The sequence below is a fragment of the Pseudomonas sp. LB3P58 genome, from assembly GCF_054897895.1.
Window position 1 is genome coordinate 650,036 of the sequence record NZ_JBUBVE010000001.1, and the last position, 20,879, is coordinate 670,914.

Sequence of the window (20,879 nt, forward strand, 5' to 3'; positions counted from 1 at the left end):
CGCATTTTGCGGCAGTTTGTTTATTGCCAGTTGGAATAAGAAAGGACTTCATGAAACGTCTGCTGCTAACTGCGGTTCTCACCGTATTGATGATCGCCGAAGTTCACGCCGAGTCCTTCACTATCTCTGATATTCGCGTCAATGGCCTCCAGCGGGTCTCCGCGGGTAGCGTCTTTGGTGCTTTGCCGTTGAACGTCGGTGAACAGGCGGATGATCGTCGCCTGGTGGAATCCACTCGTGCGTTGTTCAAAACCGGTTTCTTTCAAGATATCCAGCTGGGCCGCGATGGCAACGTCCTGGTCATCACGGTAGTCGAGCGTCCGTCGGTCGCCAGTATCGAGATCGAGGGTAACAAGGCGATCTCCACTGAAGACCTGATGAAAGGCCTCAAACAATCCGGTCTGGCCGAAGGCGAGATCTTCCAGCGCGCCACCCTCGAAGGTGTGCGTAACGAGCTGCAGCGCCAATACGTCGCTCAGGGTCGCTACTCGGCTACCGTCGACACTGAAGTGGTGCCGCAGCCGCGTAACCGCGTTGCGTTGAAGGTCAATATCAACGAAGGCACCGTTGCTGCTATCCAGCACATCAACGTGGTGGGTAACACCGTCTTCCCTGAAGAAGACCTGATCGACCTGTTTGAACTCAAGACCACCAACTGGTTGTCGTTCTTCAAGAACGATGACAAGTACGCTCGTGAAAAACTGTCCGGTGACCTGGAGCGTCTGCGCTCCTACTACCTGGACCGTGGCTATATCAACATGGATATCGCTTCGACCCAGGTGTCCATCACCCCGGACAAGAAGCACGTCTATATCACCGTCAACGTCAATGAAGGCGAGAAGTACACCGTCCGTGACGTCAAGCTGAGCGGCGACCTGAAAGTCCCTGAAGACCAGGTCAAGTCCCTGCTGCTGGTCCAGAAAGGCCAGGTGTTCTCGCGCAAGTTGATGACCACCACGTCCGAACTGATCACCCGCCGTCTGGGTAACGAGGGTTACACCTTCGCCAACGTCAACGGCGTGCCTCAGCCTCACGATGAAGACCATACCGTCGACATCACGTTCGCCGTCGATCCGGGCAAACGTGCTTACGTGAACCGCATCAACTTCCGTGGCAACACCAAGTCTGAAGACGAAGTGCTGCGCCGTGAAATGCGTCAAATGGAAGGCGGCTGGGCTTCGACTTACCTGATCGACCAATCCAAGACTCGTCTTGAACGTCTGGGCTTCTTCAAGGAAGTCAACGTCGAAACGCCGGCCGTGCCGGGCGTCGACGACCAGGTAGACGTGAACTACAGCGTTGAAGAACAGGCTTCCGGTTCGATTACCGCCAGCGTCGGTTTTGCCCAGAGCGCCGGTCTGATCCTCGGTGGTTCGATCACCCAGAACAACTTCCTGGGTACGGGTAACAAAGTCAGCATCGGCTTGACCCGCAGTCAATATCAGAGCCGCTATAACTTCGGTTATGTCGACCCGTACTGGACTGCCGATGGCGTGAGCCTGGGTTACAACGCGTTCTATCGCACCACTGACTACAAAGACCTCGACGTCGACGTAGCCAGCTATGCCGTAGACAGCCTGGGTGCAGGCGTGAGCGTCGGTTACCCGATCAGCGAGACTTCGCGTCTGACCTTCGGCCTGACTGCGCAACAAGACAAGATCAAGACCGGTCAATACACCGTTGACGAGATCTTCGACTTCGTTAACAGGGAAGGCGATAGCTACCTGAACTTCAAGGCCTCGGCCGGCTGGTCCGAATCCACACTGAACAAAGGCGTATTGGCGACCCGTGGTCATTCCCAAAGCCTGACACTGGAAACCACCACGCCTGGCAGCGACCTGTCGTTCTTCAAGCTTGATTACCGTGGCCAGTTGTTCCAGCCATTGTCTGAAAACTACACCATGCGCCTGCACACCGAACTGGGCTATGGCGATGGTTATGGTTCTACCGATGGCTTGCCGTTCTATGAAAACTACTATGCTGGTGGTTTCAACTCGGTTCGTGGCTTCAAGGACAGCACCCTCGGTCCTCGCAGTACCCCAAGTCGCGGTGCGGCTGTGACGGGTAACACCGGCACGCTGGCTGACCCGGACCAGGATCCGCTGCCGTTCGGTGGTAACGTTTTGATCCAGGGTGGTGTCGAGGTGTTGTTCCCGCTGCCATTCGTCAAGGATCAACGTTCGCTGCGTACTTCGGTATTCTGGGATGTGGGTAACGTATTCGACTCCAAGTGCGATAAAACGACGAACGCAAATGTCGGTTCAACCGCTCAAACAGAATGTAACGACATCAGCCTGAGCAATTTGGCCAGCTCCGTCGGTGTAGGCGTGACCTGGGTTACCGCACTGGGTCCTCTGAGCTTCGCGTTGGCCATGCCGGTCAAGAAACCGAATGACGCTGATACTCAAGTGTTCCAATTCTCCCTCGGCCAGACGTTCTAAGCGTCTGACCCAAGATAACGACAATGGATTTTGTAGGAGTGCATCGTGCGTAAGTTGACTCAATTGGTTCTCCTGGCGACCGTACTGGTAGCAGGTCCGGCTTTTGCCGACATGAAAATCGCCGTTCTGAACTATCAGATGGCTCTGCTGGAATCCGATGCGGCCAAGAAGTACGCCGTTGATGCCGAGAAGAAGTTCGGCCCACAGCTGAGCAAGCTCAAGACTCTGGAAAGCAGTGCCAAGGGCATTCAGGACCGTCTGATGGCTGGCGGCGACAAGATGCAGCAAGGCGAGCGTGAACGCCTGGAACTCGAGTTCAAGCAAAAGGCCCGTGACTTCCAGTTCCAGTCCAAGGAACTGAACGAAGCCAAAGCCGTTGCTGACCGTGAAATGCTGAAACAGCTCAAGCCGAAACTGGACAGCGCTGTGGAAGAAGTCATCAAGAAAGGTGCTTTTGACCTGGTCTTCGAGCGTGGCGCAGTGATTGATGTCAAACCTCAGTACGACATCACTCGCCAGGTTATCGAGCGCATGAATCAGCTGAAGTAACCATGACAGCGACTATAAAGCTCGGCCAATTGGCCGAGTTCCTTGGCGCCACACTGCGTGGCGACCCGGAGAAAGAAATTACTGGGCTAGCCACTTTGCAAGAGGCTGGCCCAGCTCAGTTGAGCTTTCTCGCAAACCCCCAATACCGTAAATACCTGGCGGACAGCCGGGCCGCAGCGTTATTGCTGAAGGCCGCTGACGCTGAAGGTTTTGCAGGTAATGCGCTGGTGGTGCCTGATCCGTATCTGGCCTACGCGCGGATTTCCCATCTGTTCGATCCCAAGCCAAAGGCGGCTGCCGGTATTCATCCGACAGCGGTTGTGGCAGCGGATGCAGTGGTCGATCCGGCGGCGAGCATTGGCGCCTTTGCGGTGATCGAAAGCGGCGCGCGTATTGCTGCGGGTGTGACCGTTGGCGCGCACTGCTTCATCGGTGCCCGCTGCGAGATTGGCGAGGGCGGCTGGCTGGCCCCGCGAGTCACGCTGTACCACGATGTTCGCATCGGTAAGCGGGTGGTGATTCAATCGGGTGCCGTACTCGGTGGCGAAGGTTTCGGTTTTGCCAACGAGAAAGGTGTCTGGCAGAAAATCGCCCAGATCGGTGGTGTGCTGGTCGGTGACGACGTGGAGATTGGCGTGAATACCGCTATCGATCGCGGTGCGCTGGCCGATACCGTTCTGGGTAACGGGGTGAAACTCGACAACCAGATTCAGATCGCCCACAACGTCCAGGTCGGTGATCACACCGCCATGGCCGCGTGTGTGGGGATCTCCGGCAGCACCAAAATCGGCAAGCATTGCATGCTCGCCGGTGGCGTAGGGCTGGTGGGGCATATCGAAATTTGCGACAACGTTTTCATCACCGGGATGACCATGGTGACCCATTCGATTACCGAAAAGGGTTCCTATTCTTCCGGTACAGCCATGCAACCGGCAGCCGAATGGCGCAAAAGCGCGGCCCGTATCCGTCAGCTCGATGACATTGCGCGGCGTCTGCGACAGCTGGAAAAGCGTGTAGGGGAAGTGACCCCTGACGGTAATGCTTCATCAGATGGCTGATACCATTTCAATATCAAGTGTGCACAGCCGCTAGACTGCCTCCTTGATTTGCTAGAGGGGTGCGCGTCAGTCGCGCCTCCCAATCTTTACATAGGCTTCCCCCCGAAATGATGGACATCAACGAGATTCGCGAATACCTGCCTCACCGTTACCCGTTCCTGCTGGTGGACCGGGTCGTGGATCTGGATGTGGAAGGCAAGCGCATTCGCGCTTACAAGAATGTCAGCATCAACGAACCCTTCTTCAATGGTCACTTCCCTGCGCATCCAATCATGCCGGGTGTGTTGATCATCGAAGCGATGGCTCAGGCTGCCGGCATCCTTGGCTTCAAAATGCTCGACGTGAAGCCTGCCGACGGCACGCTCTACTACTTCGTCGGCTCCGACAAGCTGCGTTTTCGCCAGCCCGTCACCCCAGGCGATCAGTTGATCCTCGAAGCCCGCTTCATCAGCTGCAAGCGTCAGATCTGGAAGTTCGAGTGCCAGGCTTCGGTCGATGGCAAGCCAGTCTGCTCTGCTGAAATCATCTGCGCGGAACGCAAACTATGAGTTTGATTGACCCTCGCGCAATCATCGATCCGACGGCTATCCTGGCCGACGGCGTCGAGGTCGGCCCTTGGTCGATCATCGGTGCAGGTGTGGAAATCGGCGAGGGGACAGTGATCGGGCCGCATGTGATTCTCAAAGGCCCGACCCGAATCGGAAAGCACAACCGCATCTACCAGTTTTCTTCGGTAGGCGAGGACACGCCCGATCTGAAATACAAGGGTGAAGAAACCCGTTTGGTCATCGGTGACCACAACGTCATCCGTGAAGGCGTGACGATTCACCGTGGGACCGTTCAGGACCGTTCTGAAACAACCCTGGGCGATCACAATCTGATCATGGCCTATGCCCACATCGGCCACGACAGCGTCATCGGCAACCACTGCATCCTGGTCAACAACACCGCGTTGGCGGGCCATGTGCACGTTGAAGACTGGGCGATCCTGTCCGGTTTTACCCTGGTTCACCAGTATTGCCATATCGGCGCCCACAGCTTTTCCGGTATGGGCACCGCCATCGGCAAGGACGTCCCGGCGTACGTTACGGTGTTTGGCAACCCGGCCGAAGCCCGCAGCATGAACTTCGAAGGCATGCGTCGTCGTGGTTTCAGCGAAGATGCGATCCACGCGCTGCGTCGTGCCTACAAGGTGGTTTATCGCCAGGGTCTGACGGTCGAGCAGGCGCTCGCCGAACTGGCCGAACCTTCGGATCAGTTCCCGGAAGTTGCGGTGTTCCGTGATTCCATCCAGTCTTCGACCCGCGGCATCACTCGTTAATCATGGCTAATCTGCGTATTGCGCTGGTAGCGGGTGAGGCTTCCGGCGACATTCTTGGCGCGGGTCTCATGCGCGCACTCAAGGCTCAGCACCCGGCAGTCGAGTTCATCGGTGTCGGCGGTCCGCTGATGCAGGCCGAAGGCCTGACCTCGTATTTCCCGATGGAGCGTCTTTCGGTCATGGGCCTGGTGGAAGTGCTGGGTCGCTTGCGCGAGTTGCTGGCACGCCGCAAGAAGCTGGTTGCCGACCTTATCGCCGAGAAGCCGGACGTGTTCATCGGTATCGATGCCCCGGACTTCAACCTCAATATCGAACTCAAGCTGCGTCAGGCCGGGATCAAGACCGTGCATTACGTTAGCCCGTCGGTTTGGGCGTGGCGGCAGAAACGGGTACTGAAGATTCGCGAAGGCTGCGATCTGATGCTGACGCTGTTCCCGTTCGAAGCGAAATTCTATGAAGAGAAGGGCGTGCCGGTGCGGTTTGTCGGGCATTCCCTGGCTGACGCCATCCCGCTTGAAGCCGATCGTTCCGCCGCGCGGGCTGAACTCGGCTTGCCCGACGGGCCGCTGGTTGCTCTGATGCCCGGCAGTCGCGGTGGCGAAGTTGGCCGGCTAGGTGCGTTGTTCCTCGATACGGCCCAGCGTCTGCGAGCCCTGCGCCCTGGTGTGCGGTTCGTCATGCCTTGCGCCGGCCCCGAGCGCCGCAAGCAACTTGAAGAGCTGCTGGCGGGCCGAGATCTGCCGCTGACATTGCTCAACGGTAAATCCCATCTGGCCCTCGCAGCCTGTGACGCTGTGCTGATCGCGTCCGGAACCGCGACGCTTGAAGCGTTGTTGTACAAACGGCCGATGGTGGTCGCGTACCGCTTGGCACCGCTGACGTTCTGGATTCTCAAGCGCATGGTGAAAAGTCCCTACATCTCCTTGCCAAACCTGCTGGCCCAGCGCCTGTTGGTGCCCGAGTTGCTGCAGGACGATGCGACGGTTGAAGCCTTGGCCCAAACGCTGTCGCCACTGATCGAAGGCGGTGAAGAACAGACCCGCGGCTTCGATGAAATTCACCGTACCTTACGTCTGGACGCCTCCAATCAGGCGGCGGACGCGGTACTGAACCTGATCGGCAAAACACAATGAGCAAAGCAAACATTCAGATGGGCCTGGACTTCACCCTGGTCGCCGAAGTTGAAGATCTGGTCGCCGGCGTTGACGAAGTCGGTCGCGGCCCGCTGTGTGGTGCAGTGGTGACAGCCGCGGTGATCCTCGATCCGAACCGTCCGATCCTGGGCCTGAACGACTCGAAGAAGCTCACCGAAGCACGCCGCGAAAAGCTCTACGACGAGATCTGCGAAAAAGCCCTGAGTTGGTGCATCGCTCGGGCCGAAGTCGAAGAAATCGACGAGCTGAACATTCTCCACGCCACCATGCTGGCCATGCAGCGCGCCGTCGAAGGTCTGCACATCACGCCGAAACTGGCGATGATCGATGGCAATCGTTGCCCGAAACTGTCGATGCGTGCCGAAGCGGTGGTGCAGGGCGACGGCAAGGTACCGGCCATTGCAGCAGCGTCGATTCTGGCCAAGGTCAGTCGCGACCGCGAGATGGCAGCGTTCGAATTGATTTACCCGGGTTACGGCATCGGCGGCCACAAAGGCTACCCGACGCCCGTTCACCTGGAGGCGCTGGCCCGCTTGGGGCCAACGCCGATTCACCGCCGCTCGTTCGCCCCGGTACGCCTGGCTTACGAGGCGCGGGAAAACCTGATCGAGAACTAGTCGGCAGGCTGATGTTTTTGCCAAGGCCCGGTACAATCCGGGCCTTGTTGTCTTCACGTTTCTAGTTTCTAGACAGGATCACTATGCCGGCTTCATTCGTTCATCTACGCCTGCACACTGAGTATTCCCTGGTCGACGGTCTGGTGCGGATCAAACCGCTGGTCAAGACCCTGGTCGGCATGAACATGCCTGCCGTAGCGGTCACCGACCAGAACAACATGTGTTCCCTGGTCAAATTCTATAAAGCCTCCATGGGCGCCGGGATCAAGCCGATCTGTGGTGCCGACCTGTGGCTGTCGAACAAGGATCCGGATAACGCTCTGAGCCGGATCAGCCTGCTGGCGATGAACGCCGTGGGTTATCGCAACCTCACCGAACTGATCTCCCGCGGCTTCATCGACGGCCAGCGCAATGGCTCGGTCATCATCGAACGCGAGTGGGTGGCCGAAGCCAGCGAAGGCTTGATCATGCTATCGGCGGCGAAGGAAGGCGAGATCGGCCTGGCGATGCTCAGTGGCAACCCGGCCGAAGCGGAAAACCTGGCGCGCGAATGGATGGCGGTGTTCCCGGATCGTTTCTATCTGGAGATCCAGCGCACCAACCGCCCCAACGACGAAGAACAGCTGCACGGCGCGGTGGCCCTGGCCGAGAAAATCGGCGCGCCGCTGGTCGCGACCAACGACGTGCGCTTCATCAAGCAGGAAGACTTCGCCGCCCACGAAACCCGCGTTTGCATCGGTGAGGGCCGCGCCCTCGACGATCCGCGGCGTTCGAAGAATTACAGCGATCAGCAATACCTCAAAAGTGCCGAGGAAATGGCTGAGTTGTTCAGCGACATTCCCGAAGCGCTGGAAAACACCGTCGAGATTGCCAAGCGCTGCAACATCGAAGTGAAGCTGGGCACTCACTTCCTGCCCAACTTCCCGATCCCCGATGGCATGACCATCGACGAGTATTTCCGCAAGGTTTCCTTCGATGGCCTGGAAGATCGCCTTAGCGTTTTGCTGCCCAAGGACACCACCGAAGACTACGAAACCAAGCGTCAGGTCTACGTCGACCGGCTGAATTTCGAGCTGGATATCATCATCCAGATGGGTTTCCCCGGTTACTTCCTGATCGTTATGGACTTTATCCAGTGGGCCAAGAGCAACGGCGTGCCGGTAGGTCCAGGCCGTGGATCGGGTGCCGGGTCGCTGGTGGCCTACGTGCAGAAGATCACCGACCTCGATCCGCTGGAATATGACCTGCTGTTCGAACGTTTCCTTAACCCGGAACGGGTTTCCATGCCCGACTTCGACGTCGACTTCTGCATGGACGGTCGCGACCGTGTAATCGACTACGTGGCCGAGAAATACGGCCGCAACGCGGTAAGCCAGATCATCACCTTCGGTTCCATGGCGGCCAAGGCTGTGGTCCGTGACGTGGCGCGGGTGCAGGGCAAGTCCTACGGTTTGGCGGATCGTCTGTCGAAGATGATTCCGTTCGAAGTCGGCATGACCCTGGAAAAGGCCTACGAACAGGAAGAAATCCTCCGTGACTTCATCAAGGTTGATGAAGAGGCTGCGGAAATCTGGGAAATGGCCCGCAAGCTTGAAGGCGTTGTGCGTAACGTCGGCAAGCACGCCGGTGGCGTGGTGATCGCGCCGACCAAACTGACTGACTTCTCGCCAATTTATTGCGATGAGGCCGGTGATGGTCTGGTCACCCAGTTCGATAAGGACGACGTTGAAGCTGCTGGCCTGGTGAAGTTCGACTTCCTCGGTCTGCGGACCCTGACGGTCATCGACTGGGCGCTGAAAACCATCAACCGCGATCGCGCCAAGGTCGATGAGCCGCCGCTGGATATCGCGTTCATCCCGCTGGATGACAAGCCGACTTACCAGTTGCTGCAAAAAGCTGAAACCACCGCGGTGTTCCAGCTTGAGTCGCGCGGCATGAAAGAGCTGATCAAAAAGCTCAAGCCCGACTGCCTGGAAGACTTGATCGCACTGGTGGCCCTGTTCCGTCCGGGCCCGTTGCAATCGGGCATGGTGGACGACTTTATCAACCGTAAGCACGGTCGCGCCGAACTCGCGTACCCGCACTCGGACTACCAGTACGAAGGCCTCAAACCGGTTCTGGCACCGACTTACGGCATCATCCTGTATCAGGAACAGGTGATGCAGATTGCCCAGGTCATGGCCGGTTATACCCTCGGTGGCGCGGACATGCTGCGTCGAGCCATGGGTAAGAAAAAACCCGAAGAAATGGCCAAGCAGCGCGGCGGTTTCATTGACGGTTGCAAGACCAACAATATCGACGCCGACCTGGCCGGTAACATTTTCGACCTGGTAGAGAAATTCGCCGGTTACGGCTTCAACAAATCCCACTCCGCCGCTTATGGCCTGGTGTCATACCAGACCGCCTGGCTGAAAACGCACTACCCGGCGCCGTTCATGGCTGCGGTACTGTCGGCGGATATGCACAACACCGACAAGGTCGTGACCTTGATCGAAGAAATTCGCACCATGAAGCTGCGTCTCGACGCGCCGGATGTGAATACTTCGGAGTTCAAGTTCACGGTGAATGACGAAGGCCGGATTATTTACGGCCTCGGCGCGATCAAAGGTGTGGGTGAAGGTCCGGTGGAAGCCATCACCGAGGCGCGTCAGGAAGGTCCGTTCAAGGATCTGTTCGATTTCTGCGCCCGTGTCGATCTCAAACGTATCAACAAGCGCACCCTGGACGGTTTGATCCGCAGCGGCGCGCTAGATCGTCTGGGTCCTTACTTCCATGACGAGCAGAAAGCCTATCAGGCCAATATCGACCGCAATCGGGCGGTCCTGCTGAACGCCATGGAAGGTGCGATCAAAGCGGCCGAACAAACCGCGCGCACCCACGATAGCGGTCACGTCGACCTGTTTGGCGGTCTGTTCGTCGAAGAAGACGCTGATGTCTACGCCAATCACCGCAAAGCCAAGGAGCTGACCCTCAAGGAACGCCTGAAAGGGGAGAAAGACACCCTGGGCCTGTACCTGACCGGTCACCCGATCGACGAATACGAAGGTGAGATCCGCCGTTTCGCCCGTCAGCGCATCATCGACCTGAAGCCGGCCCGTGATACTCAGACCGTCGCGGGCATGATCATCGCCCTGCGAGTCATGAAGAACAAAAAGGGCGACAAGATGGGTTTCATCACCCTCGACGACCGCTCTGGACGGATCGAGGCCTCGCTGTTCGCCGAAGCATTCCATTCCGCGCAATCGCTGTTGCAGACCGACGCGATGGTGGTGGTCGAAGGCGAAGTCAGTAACGACGATTTCTCTGGCGGGCTGCGGCTGCGGGTCAAGCGGGTGATGAGCATGGAAGATGCGCGCACCAACCTGGCCGAAAGCCTGCGCTTGAAGCTGCAAACCCAGGATTTGAAAGGCGATCAGCTACGCTGGCTCGGTGAGTTGTTCAAGCGTCACCGTGGCGCGTGCCCGATCACCATGGAGTACACCAGTCCCGATGCGAAGGCCTTGCTGCAGTTCGGCGAGACCTGGCGGATCGACCCGGCGGATGCCTTGATTCAAGCCCTGCGTGACCAGTTCGGGCGAGACAACGTCTTCCTCCAATACCGTTGACGGTCCGGCCCTATAGCCAGGGCCTGATCTCGACCTGAATTTTTAATCTCGACCTGAACGCGCCTCTCCCTTAAGGTAGGGCGCGAATAGACAACCGGCCGGCCCAAGCTCTCTTGGAGGTCGACCCAAGACGGACGCCTATGAACCCGAATTTTCTAGATTTCGAACAGCCGATCGCCGACCTGCAAGCCAAGATCGAAGAGTTGCGCTTGGTCGGTAATGACAATTCGCTGAATATCGGCGATGAGATCTCCCGCCTGCAGGACAAAAGCAGCACGCTGACCGAAGACATCTTCGGCAAGCTGACCAGCTGGCAGATCGCGCGTCTGGCGCGTCACCCGAAACGTCCATATACCCTGGACTACATCGAACACATCTTCACCGAGTTCGACGAGCTGCATGGCGACCGTCACTTCTCCGACGACGCTGCGATCGTCGGCGGCATTGCCCGTCTGGACGACCAGCCGGTGATGATCATCGGTCACCAGAAAGGCCGTGAAGTGCGCGAGAAAGTTCGTCGCAACTTTGGCATGCCGCGTCCAGAAGGCTACCGCAAGGCTTGCCGCCTGATGGAAATGGCTGAACGTTTCAAAATGCCGATCCTGACCTTCATCGACACCCCGGGCGCTTACCCTGGTATCGACGCTGAAGAGCGCAACCAGAGCGAAGCGATTGCCTGGAACCTGCGCGTCATGGCACGCCTGAAAACCCCAATCATCGCCACCGTGATCGGTGAAGGTGGTTCCGGTGGTGCGCTGGCGATCGGCGTTTGCGATCAACTGAACATGCTGCAGTACTCGACTTACGCGGTGATTTCGCCGGAAGGTTGCGCTTCGATTCTGTGGAAGACCGCCGAGAAAGCGCCGGACGCCGCTGAAGCCATGGGCATCACTGCCGAGCGCCTGAAAGGCTTGGGTATTGTGGATAAAGTGATCGGCGAGCCTTTGGGCGGCGCACACCGTAATCCGGCAGCTGCAGCTGCATCGATCCGTGCCGAGCTGAGCTCGCAGCTGGCGATGTTGAAGAAGTTCGATAACGAAGCGCTGTTGGCTCGCCGTTACGAGCGTCTGATGAGCTACGGTCTCTGATCTGACCTCGCTATACCCATGTGGGAGCGAGCTTGCTCGCGATGGCGGCTTAACATTCAACAAATAGGTTGGCTGTTACACCGCTATCGCGAGCAAGCTCGCTCCCACATTTGATTTGGGCGAAGTGAACACTATGAGCTCATCCAAGAATGATCTGCCTGCCAGACTCCTGCTGAATCTAGCTCCGTGGCGCAACGCCGCAACCTGGCGCATCGCCTTCTCCGGTGGTCTCGACTCCACCGTTCTGCTGCACCTTCTCGTACACCTCGCAAAAACCGAATCCCTGCCAGCGCTAAGCGCCATCCATGTTCATCATGGCCTTCAGGCTGTGGCTGATGCGTGGCCGGATCATTGTCAGTCGGTCTGTGATGCGCTGGGTGTGCCGCTGCAGGTTGTTCGTGTGCAGGTTCAGCCCGGCGCCAGTATTGAGCGTGCAGCCCGGGAGGCGCGATATGCCGCGTTCATCGAGGCGACTCAGGTCAATGAAGTGTTGATGACCGCCCAGCACCGTGACGATCAGGCGGAAACGTTGTTGTTTCGGCTATTGCGTGGGGCAGGGGTGAGGGGGTTGTCGGGGATGCCACGCCAGCGCCCGCTCGGTAAAGGGCAGCTGCTTCGGCCATTGCTCGATGTCGCTCGGGCTGAACTTGAAGCCTATGCGGCTGAGCAGCGGCTGAGCTGGATCGAAGACCCATCGAACCAGGATCGGCAATTCTCGCGAAATTACCTGCGCCATCAGGTATTCCCGGTATTGACCGAGCGCTGGCCGCAAGCGGTAACGACCATGGCCCGTAGCGCTGCGCATCTGAGCGAAGCACAGGGATTGCTCGATGAGCTTGCGCAAATCGACCTGGCTGGCGCCGGCACTGCCAATGATTTTGATTGGCTGGGATTGCCGTCCCTGGAGCTGGGGGCATTGGAAACGCTGTCCGCTGCTCGTCAGCGTAATGCGTTAAGTCATTGGTTCGAACCGCTGACGCGACTGCCAGACAGTGACCATTGGTCGGGTTGGGAGAATTTACGTGATGCCACCGGCGATGCCTGCCCGATCTGGCGGCTGGCGGATGGCGAACTGCATCGGGCGGGTGGGCGTATCTGGTGGTTGTCCGGCCGTTGGTTGCGCACGCCGCCCACCGTCGGAAACTGGCCCGACCCCTCGCTATCGCTGGTGTTGCCGGACAACGGCGTGCTCACACTCACCGGTCAAATCCCCGATGGCCTGCTGCATATCCGCTATCGTGAGGGAGGTGAGGTGATGAATTTGCCCGGTCGCGGCCATCGCGATCTGAAGCGTTTGCTCAATGAACGTGGTGTGCCGGCGTTCGCCCGTGGCAGATTGCCGCTGCTCTACCGAGACGAGCAATTGCTGGCGGTGGCCAACCTGCGGGGCTTGGACGGCAGTGCAAAGGACCGTTGGAATTTGCATTGGCAGCCGCCGCACGAAGATCTAGGTTTGAGCTGAAAGGGGCTTTCCGGTAGACTACGCTCCCTTCTTGATACAACTTCTGTGGATTCGCCTGAATTGCAGGAGTTGCCGATTACCAAGCAGTCTTTGCTGGGCGATTCCAAAAAATGTGTAGCGAGCAACGTACCGGTGTTTCATCTCCCGGTCTGTCCCAACGCGGCGGTTTTTTTGAAAGGTGCGCTGTGATTAATGCAGGTGATCGGGGGCTTCGGCCTTCCTTCGCTTTCCCCGGCGGCTCGGACCGCTTTAACGCAGACTTCTAGGGTTTTTCATGACGCGCTACATATTCGTCACGGGCGGTGTTGTTTCTTCATTGGGGAAAGGCATCGCATCGGCTTCATTGGCGGCCATCCTGGAGGCGCGGGGACTTAAGGTCACCATGCTGAAGCTGGACCCGTACATCAACGTTGACCCGGGCACCATGAGCCCGTTCCAGCACGGTGAAGTGTTCGTCACCCACGATGGCGCCGAGACCGACCTGGACCTGGGCCACTACGAGCGGTTCATCCGCACGACCATGACCCAGAACAACAACTTCACCACCGGCCGTGTCTACGAACACGTCCTGCGCAAAGAGCGCCGTGGTGATTACCTGGGCGCAACCATTCAGGTGATCCCGCACATCACCGACGAAATCAAGCGCCGGATCATCAAGGGCGCCGGCGATGCCGACGTGGCCATGGTCGAGATCGGTGGCACCGTGGGTGATATCGAATCCCAGCCTTTCCTCGAAGCCATCCGTCAATTGCGTTTCGAAGTCGGCGCCAAGCGCGCGATGCTGATGCACCTGACACTGGTGCCGTACATCGCCACTGCCGGCGAAACCAAAACCAAGCCTACTCAGCACTCGGTCAAGGAACTGCGTTCCATCGGCCTGCAGCCTGACGTGCTGGTTTGCCGCTCCGATCACCCGATCGACATCTCCTCGCGTCGCAAGATCGCTCAGTTCACCAACGTTGAAGAACGTGCGGTGATTGCGCTGGAAGACGCCGACACCATCTACAAGATCCCGGGCATTCTGCACGCCCAGGGCCTGGATGATTTCGTTGTCGAGCGTTTCGGCCTGCAATGTGGCGGCGCCGATCTGTCCGAGTGGGAAGCCGTGGTCGACGCCAAGCTCAACCCTGAGCATGAAGTCACCATCGCCATGGTCGGCAAGTACATGGAACTGCTGGACGCCTACAAGTCGCTGATCGAAGCGATGAGTCACGCCGGCATCAGCAACCGCACCAAGGTCAACCTGCGCTACATCGACTCCGAAGACATCGAAAACCAGGGCACTGCGCTGCTGGAAGGTGTCGACGCGATTCTGGTACCTGGCGGCTTCGGTCTGCGTGGCGTGGAAGGCAAGATCACCGCCGTTCAATACGCTCGCGAAAACAAGGTTCCGTACCTGGGCATCTGCCTGGGCATGCAAGTGGCCGTGATCGAGTTCGCTCGTAACGTGCTGGGCTGGAAAGACGCCAACTCCACCGAGTTCGATCGTGCGAGCGGTCATCCGGTCGTGGGTCTGATCACCGAGTGGGAAGATGCCACCGGCGCCGTCGAAACCCGTACCGAAACCTCCGATCTGGGCGGCACCATGCGTCTCGGCGCTCAGGATTGCCTGCTGGAATCGGGTTCCCTGGTGCACGATTGCTACGCCAAGGACGTGATCGTCGAGCGTCACCGTCACCGCTACGAAGTGAACAACAACCTGCTGCCGCAAATCATGGAGGCCGGTCTGAAAATCACCGGTCGTTCCGGTGATGGCGCGCTGGTAGAAGTGGTTGAAGCCCCGGATCATCCATGGTTCGTCGCTTGCCAGTTCCACCCGGAGTTCACCTCGACACCACGCGACGGTCACCCGTTGTTCAGCGGTTTCGTTAAAGCAGCTTTGGTTCAACACCAGAAGAAGGCGTAAATCCGATGGCCCAGAAGATCATCCGCGTAGGCGATATCGAGATTGCCAACGACAAGCCAATGGTGCTTTTCGGTGGCATGAACGTGCTGGAAAGCCGCGATATGGCGATGCAGGTCTGCGAAGAATACGTAAAGGTCACCGAGAAACTCGGTATCCCTTACGTGTTCAAGGCCAGCTTCGACAAGGCCAACCGTTCCTCCGTGACCTCTTACCGTGGCCCCGGCCTGGAAGAGGGCATGCGGATTTTCCAGGACATCAAGCAAGCGTTCGGCGTGCCGATCATCACCGACGTCCATGAGCCTGATCAGGCCGCGGTCGTCGCTGAAGTCTGCGACATCATCCAGCTGCCGGCCTTCTTGTCGCGCCAGACCGACCTGGTGGTCGCGATGGCCAAGACCGGCGCGGTGATCAACATCAAGAAAGCCCAGTTCCTCGCACCTCAGGAAATGAAACACATCCTGAGCAAATGCGTGGAAGCGGGTAACGATCAGTTGATCCTCTGCGAACGCGGATCGAGCTTCGGCTACAACAACCTGGTCGTCGACATGCTCGGCTTCGGCATCATGAAGCAGTTCGAATACCCGGTGTTCTTCGATGTGACCCATGCGCTGCAAATGCCGGGCGGTCGCTCCGATTCCGCCGGTGGCCGTCGCGCCCAGGTCCTGGACCTGGCCAAAGCCGGTATGAGCCAGTCGTTGGCTGGCCTGTTCCTCGAAGCGCACCCGGACCCGGACAACGCCAAATGCGACGGCCCTTGCGCCTTGCGTCTGGACAAACTGGAGCCATTCCTGGCCCAGCTCAAAGCTTTGGACGAACTGGTGAAGAGTTTTCCGACGGTAGAAACCGCGTAATCCTCATTTCTCCGGTAAAGTACCGCACGAATTAATGCTCAGGCCCTCGGGTCTGGGCCTTATCGTCCGCAAGTCTGCCCGCTGCACATTACTTGCCGGCGATACAAGATTTCCTTCAGCTGCGTCGTTTTCGTCAACTTTGGAGTGTTTACAACAATGGCAAAAATCGTCGACATCAAAGGTCGTGAAGTTCTCGACTCCCGTGGCAACCCCACCGTGGAAGCGGACGTGCTTCTCGATAACGGCATCATCGGCAGTGCTTGCGCGCCGTCCGGTGCTTCCACTGGCTCGCGTGAAGCGCTCGAGCTGCGTGATGGCGACAAGAGCCGTTACCTGGGCAAGGGCGTGCTGAAAGCCGTCGCCAACATCAACGGTCCGATCCGCGACCTGTTGAAAGGTGCAGACCCAAGCGACCAGAAAGCGCTGGATCACGCGATGATCAAGCTCGACGGTACTGAAAACAAAGGCTCCCTGGGCGCCAACGCGATCCTCGCCGTTTCCCTGGCCGCCGCCAAGGCCGCCGCACAGGACCAGGACCTGCCGCTGTACGCTCACATTGCCAACCTGAACGGCACTCCGGGTGTTTACTCGATGCCGGTTCCGATGATGAACATCATCAACGGTGGCGAGCACGCCGATAACAACGTCGACATCCAGGAATTCATGGTTCAGCCGGTTGGCGCCAAGTCTTTCTCGGAAGGTCTGCGCATGGGCACCGAGATTTTCCATCACCTCAAAGCTGTTCTGAAGGCCCGTGGCCTGAGCACTGCTGTTGGTGACGAGGGTGGTTTCGCACCAAACCTGGCCTCCAACGAAGACGCTTTGAAAGTGATCTCCGAAGCCGTGGCCAACGCCGGTTACAAGCTGGGCACCGACGTGACCCTGGCACTGGACTGCGCGGCCAGCGAATTCTACGAAGACGGTAAATACAACCTGTCCGGCGAAGGCCAGGTGTTCACCGCTGAAGGTTTCGCTGACTACCTGAAAGGCCTGACCGAGCGTTATCCGATCATCTCGATCGAAGACGGTCTGGACGAGTCCGACTGGGCTGGCTGGAAAATCCTCACCGACAAGATCGGCGAGAAGACTCAGCTGGTAGGCGACGACCTGTTCGTAACCAACACCAAGATCCTGAAAGAAGGCATCGATAAAAAGATCGCCAACTCGATCCTGATCAAGTTCAACCAGATCGGCACCCTGACCGAAACCCTGGAAGCCATCCAGATGGCCAAGGCCGCTGGTTACACCGCCGTGATCTCGCACCGCTCCGGCGAAACCGAAGATTCGACCATTGCCGACCTGGCTGTGGGCACCGCGGCTGGCCAGATCAAGACCGGCTCCCTGTGCCGTTCCGACCGTGTTTCCAAGTACAACCAACTGCTGCGCATCGAAGAGCAGTTGAATGGCAAAGCCAAGTACAACGGTCGCAGCGAATTCCGCGGTTAATCGTTAATTGGTAAAAAGACACCGGATTGTGTCGGAAAAATCGCTACAGCGATGGATTTGCCACTAATCTGATGCCTTATAAGCACAAGCCTGGGTCTTCCAGGCTTCGTGCTATCAGAAGCTTCAAAGTTTTGGCATGGCTGTCTTTTTTCACTGGATACCTGATATTCGATGCGCAGTCCCAATTGGTTGTTCCTCGTCTTGCTCCTGCTGCTGGCTGGCCTGCAATACCGCCTGTGGGTGGGTAATGGCAGTCTGGCGCAAGTGGCCGAACTGACTCAGCAGATCGCAGATCAACACGCTGAGAACGAGGGGCTGCTTGAGCGCAATCGGGTGATGGACGCTGAAGTCAGTGAATTGAAAAAGGGCATGGAGACCGTTGAAGAACGGGCTCGCCATGAGTTGGGCATGGTCAAGGACGGTGAAACCCTTTACCAGTTGGCTCAATGAACCCCTCGTTACCGGCCTTCTGGGCTGTAATTCCTGCCGCGGGCGTCGGTGCCCGTATGGCCGCGGACCGTCCCAAGCAATACTTGCAACTGGGCGGGCGCACAATTCTCGAACACAGCCTTGGCTGTTTCCTTGATCACCCTTCCCTGAAAGGGTTGGTGGTCAGTCTTGCTATTGATGATCCTTATTGGCCGAACCTGGCGTGTGCTGGCGATCCGCGAATTCAGCGGGTTGAAGGTGGTGCCGAGCGTTCCGGGTCGGTACTCAATGCGTTGCTGCATTTGCATGCGCACGGCGCTGACGATGAGGATTGGGTGCTGGTTCACGATGCTGCGCGGCCGAATCTGAGCCGAGATGATCTGGACAAGTTGCTGGGTGAACTCGCAGATGACCCGGTCGGTGGACTGCTGGCGGTTCCGGCCCGCGATACTCTCAAGCGGGTCGACAAACACAGTCGTGTGGTCGAAACCGTGGATCGCAGTGTGATCTGGCAAGCCTATACGCCGCAGATGTTTCGCCTTGGTGCATTGCATCGGGCGTTGGCCGACAGTCTGGTGGCCGATGCGGTCATCACCGACGAAGCCTCGGCGATGGAGTGGGCAGGCCTGGCGCCGAGATTGATTGAAGGTCGGTCCGACAACCTCAAGGTCACGCGCCCCGAAGACCTTGAGTGGCTGAGACAGCGGTGGGCTAACCGCCGCTAAAAGATCGCAGCCTCGTTTCACTCGACAGCTCCTACATTGCCAGCGTTGGTCGCGGTATCTCGTAGGAGCTGTCGAGTGAAACGAGGCTGCGATCTTTTGATCTTCAAACGCTGTACTCCGGCCTTAACGCCAACCCCTCCTTCAAGTAATCCACCAATTTGCGCACCTTCGGCGACAAATGCCGTTGCTGCGGATAAAGCGCCCACACGGCAGTGTTTGGTGGTTGATGCGCCTCCAGCAGTGAAATCAACGCACCGCTCTTCAGATGCTCCAGCACGTAATAGTCCGGCAGCTGACACAAACCCACTCCCTGTAACGCGGCATCCAGCACTGCTTGCCCACTGTTGCAGCGCCAGTTTCCCTGTACCCGCTGGGAAAATTCCCGCCCGTTCTGTTCCAGTTGCCAGATATCCGAGCTGCCGATGAGGCAGTTGTGGCGGCTGAGTTCCGACAAGCTATGTGGGCGACCATACCGTTCCAGGTAGGACGGCGATGCGCATAGGTACATGCGTCGTGGCGCCAGACGTGTCGCCACCAGTCGTGAGTCTTGCAGACGGCCGAGCCGGATTGCCAGATCCAGACCTTCGTGCACGAGGTCGAGTTGGCGATTGCTCAGTTCGATGTCGATTCGCAGTTGCGGATAGAGCGCCATGAAACGGGTTACCAGCGGCACGATGAATCGTTCACCGTAAGCCACGGCGCAGGTCATGCGCAGCATGCCTTTGGGTTCGCTGGTCAGGTCGCCAACCGCACGCAAGGCTTCTTCACGGCCATCCTGCAGTCGCTGGCAATGTTGCAGAAAGGTTTGCCCTGCCTCGGTCAGAGTGACCCGGCGAGTGCTGCGATAAAGCAGTCGCGTCTGAAGGCGCTCTTCGAGGCGTACTATTTGTCGACTGATGTGGGAGGACGAAACCCCGAGGCGTTCCGCAGCCGCGGTGAATTGGCTGCACTCGGCCACGGCGACGAATTCGTCGATACCTTCCCAGCGGTTTTCGGACATCAAGGATTATCCCTGTATGGCAATAATGTTTTGCTTTTGCCCGGATTATTCACTGTAGAGCGTTGTATTACACTCCTAGTCTCGTTTTTATTCACTGGAGAATCCACATGATCAAGTCGCGCGCTGCCGTTGCCTTCGAGGCCAAGAAACCCCTCGAGATCGTTGAAGTCGATGTCGCCATGCCCAAGGCCGGTGAAGTCCTGCTGCGTGTGGTTGCCTCCGGTGTTTGTCATACCGATGCCTACACGCTGTCGGGTGCGGACCCGGAAGGCATCTTCCCGTCGATCCTCGGTCACGAAGGTGGCGCGGTGGTTGAGGCGATCGGCGAGGGCGTGACCTCCGTCGCTGTCGGCGATCATGTGATCCCGCTGTACACCCCGGAATGCCGCCAGTGCAAATTCTGTCTGTCGGGCAAAACCAACCTGTGTCAGGCAATTCGCGCGACTCAGGGCAAAGGCCTGATGCCGGATGGCACTTCGCGCTTCTCCTACAAAGGCCAGCCAATTTTCCACTACATGGGGACGTCGACGTTTTCCGAGTACACCGTGCTGCCGGAAATCTCAGTCGCCAAAATTCCAAAAGAAGCGCCACTGGAAAAAGTCTGCCTGCTGGGCTGCGGTGTCACCACCGGCATCGGTGCAGTCCTCAATACCGCCAAGGTAAAACCTGGTGATACCGTCGCCATTTTCGGCCTCGGCGGCATCGGTCTGTCGGCGGTGATCGGTGCCGTCAAAGCCAAGGCTGCACGGATCATTGCCATCGACATCAACCCGGCCAAATTCGAGATCGCCAAGCAGTTGGGTGCAACCGATTGTGTGAACCCGAAAGATTTCGATCGTCCGATCCAGGAAGTCATCGTCGACATGACCGATGGCGGCGTCGACTTTTCCTTCGAATGCATCGGCAACGTGCAATTGATGCGCGCTGCACTTGAGTGCTGCCACAAGGGTTGGGGCGAGTCGGTAATCATCGGCGTCGCCGGTGCCGGTCAGGAAATCTCCACCCGTCCATTCCAGCTGGTGACCGGTCGCGTCTGGCGCGGTTCGGCGTTCGGTGGCGTGCGTGGCCGTACCGAGTTGCCAAGCTATGTCGAGATGGCTGAAACCGGCGAAATCCCGCTGGATACGTTCATCACCCACACGATGGGCCTGGAAGATATCAACAAGGCGTTCGACCTGATGCATGAAGGCAAGAGCATCCGTTCCGTCATCCATTTCTGAGGTCGGT

At 58.2% G+C, this 20,879-nt stretch carries 17 protein-coding genes; 16 read left to right on the forward strand and 1 reads right to left on the reverse strand.

Annotated features, from left to right (window positions below; translation table 11 throughout):
• Positions 1–50: 50 nt before the first annotated feature.
• The 15 genes from bamA (at position 51) to ispD (ending at position 18,652) form a co-directional block, all read left to right on the forward strand.
• Positions 51–2,441, forward strand: a complete 2,391-nt coding sequence (gene bamA / locus ACYZTZ_RS02950; RefSeq protein WP_461997170.1) for an outer membrane protein assembly factor BamA — start codon at positions 51–53, stop codon at positions 2,439–2,441.
• A 45-nt stretch (positions 2,442–2,486) separates the two neighbouring features.
• On the forward strand, positions 2,487–2,990 hold the full coding sequence (locus tag ACYZTZ_RS02955; protein WP_010462812.1) for an OmpH/Skp family outer membrane protein: 504 nt from the start codon (positions 2,487–2,489) through the stop codon (positions 2,988–2,990).
• Between the two features lie 2 nt (positions 2,991–2,992).
• The gene (gene lpxD, locus ACYZTZ_RS02960; protein ID WP_461997171.1) at positions 2,993–4,048 is read left to right on the forward strand and encodes a UDP-3-O-(3-hydroxymyristoyl)glucosamine N-acyltransferase; all 1,056 of its coding nucleotides are present in this window, start codon (positions 2,993–2,995) and stop codon (positions 4,046–4,048) included.
• A 107-nt stretch (positions 4,049–4,155) separates the two neighbouring features.
• Positions 4,156–4,596: a 3-hydroxyacyl-ACP dehydratase FabZ gene (gene fabZ, locus ACYZTZ_RS02965; protein ID WP_008154051.1), complete on the forward strand. Its 441-nt coding sequence runs from the start codon at positions 4,156–4,158 to the stop codon at positions 4,594–4,596.
• Complete coding sequence (gene lpxA / locus ACYZTZ_RS02970; RefSeq protein WP_033056289.1) at positions 4,593–5,369, forward strand: acyl-ACP--UDP-N-acetylglucosamine O-acyltransferase; 777 nt, start codon at positions 4,593–4,595, stop codon at positions 5,367–5,369. Before fabZ ends, lpxA begins: the two co-directional genes overlap by 4 nt.
• Before the next feature lie 2 nt (positions 5,370–5,371).
• Positions 5,372–6,502 (forward strand): lipid-A-disaccharide synthase, encoded by a 1,131-nt coding sequence (gene lpxB / locus ACYZTZ_RS02975; RefSeq protein ID WP_461997172.1) that lies wholly within the window; start codon positions 5,372–5,374, stop codon positions 6,500–6,502.
• 11 nt (positions 6,503–6,513) lie between these two features.
• Positions 6,514–7,140, forward strand: coding sequence for a ribonuclease HII (gene rnhB / locus ACYZTZ_RS02980; protein ID WP_462000635.1), 627 nt, complete (start codon positions 6,514–6,516; stop codon positions 7,138–7,140).
• An 83-nt stretch (positions 7,141–7,223) separates the two neighbouring features.
• Positions 7,224–10,745: a DNA polymerase III subunit alpha gene (gene dnaE, locus ACYZTZ_RS02985; RefSeq protein ID WP_461997173.1), complete on the forward strand. Its 3,522-nt coding sequence runs from the start codon at positions 7,224–7,226 to the stop codon at positions 10,743–10,745.
• 140 nt (positions 10,746–10,885) lie between these two features.
• A complete protein-coding gene (locus tag ACYZTZ_RS02990; protein ID WP_046046293.1) occupies positions 10,886–11,833 on the forward strand; it encodes an acetyl-CoA carboxylase carboxyltransferase subunit alpha in 948 nt (315 codons plus the stop codon).
• 133 nt (positions 11,834–11,966) lie between these two features.
• Positions 11,967–13,295 carry a tRNA lysidine(34) synthetase TilS gene (gene tilS / locus ACYZTZ_RS02995; protein ID WP_461997174.1) on the forward strand — a complete coding sequence of 443 codons (1,329 nt, stop codon included), beginning with the start codon at positions 11,967–11,969 and terminating at the stop codon, positions 13,293–13,295.
• 274 nt (positions 13,296–13,569) lie between these two features.
• Complete coding sequence (locus tag ACYZTZ_RS03000) at positions 13,570–15,201, forward strand: CTP synthase (protein WP_046046291.1); 1,632 nt, start codon at positions 13,570–13,572, stop codon at positions 15,199–15,201.
• Positions 15,202–15,206: 5 nt separating this feature from the next.
• Complete coding sequence (kdsA, locus tag ACYZTZ_RS03005; RefSeq protein ID WP_033059920.1) at positions 15,207–16,052, forward strand: 3-deoxy-8-phosphooctulonate synthase; 846 nt, start codon at positions 15,207–15,209, stop codon at positions 16,050–16,052.
• Between the two features lie 156 nt (positions 16,053–16,208).
• A complete protein-coding gene (eno, locus tag ACYZTZ_RS03010; RefSeq protein WP_008154033.1) occupies positions 16,209–17,498 on the forward strand; it encodes a phosphopyruvate hydratase in 1,290 nt (429 codons plus the stop codon).
• 171 nt (positions 17,499–17,669) lie between these two features.
• Positions 17,670–17,948, forward strand: coding sequence for a cell division protein FtsB (ftsB, locus tag ACYZTZ_RS03015; RefSeq protein ID WP_008028992.1), 279 nt, complete (start codon positions 17,670–17,672; stop codon positions 17,946–17,948).
• Positions 17,945–18,652: a 2-C-methyl-D-erythritol 4-phosphate cytidylyltransferase gene (gene ispD / locus ACYZTZ_RS03020; protein WP_461997175.1), complete on the forward strand. Its 708-nt coding sequence runs from the start codon at positions 17,945–17,947 to the stop codon at positions 18,650–18,652. The genes ftsB and ispD overlap by 4 nt, the downstream gene beginning before the upstream one ends.
• 103 nt (positions 18,653–18,755) lie before the next feature.
• Here ispD and ACYZTZ_RS03025 read toward each other — a convergent pair whose 3' ends face one another.
• Positions 18,756–19,652 carry a LysR family transcriptional regulator gene (locus ACYZTZ_RS03025; RefSeq protein ID WP_461997176.1) on the reverse strand — a complete coding sequence of 299 codons (897 nt, stop codon included), beginning with the start codon at positions 19,650–19,652 and terminating at the stop codon, positions 18,756–18,758.
• 107 nt (positions 19,653–19,759) lie between these two features.
• Here ACYZTZ_RS03025 and ACYZTZ_RS03030 point away from each other — a divergent pair, with 107 nt between their 5' ends.
• Entirely contained in the window at positions 19,760–20,872 is a 1,113-nt protein-coding gene (locus ACYZTZ_RS03030; protein ID WP_033059912.1) for an S-(hydroxymethyl)glutathione dehydrogenase/class III alcohol dehydrogenase, read from the forward strand.
• Positions 20,873–20,879 lie beyond the last annotated feature (7 nt).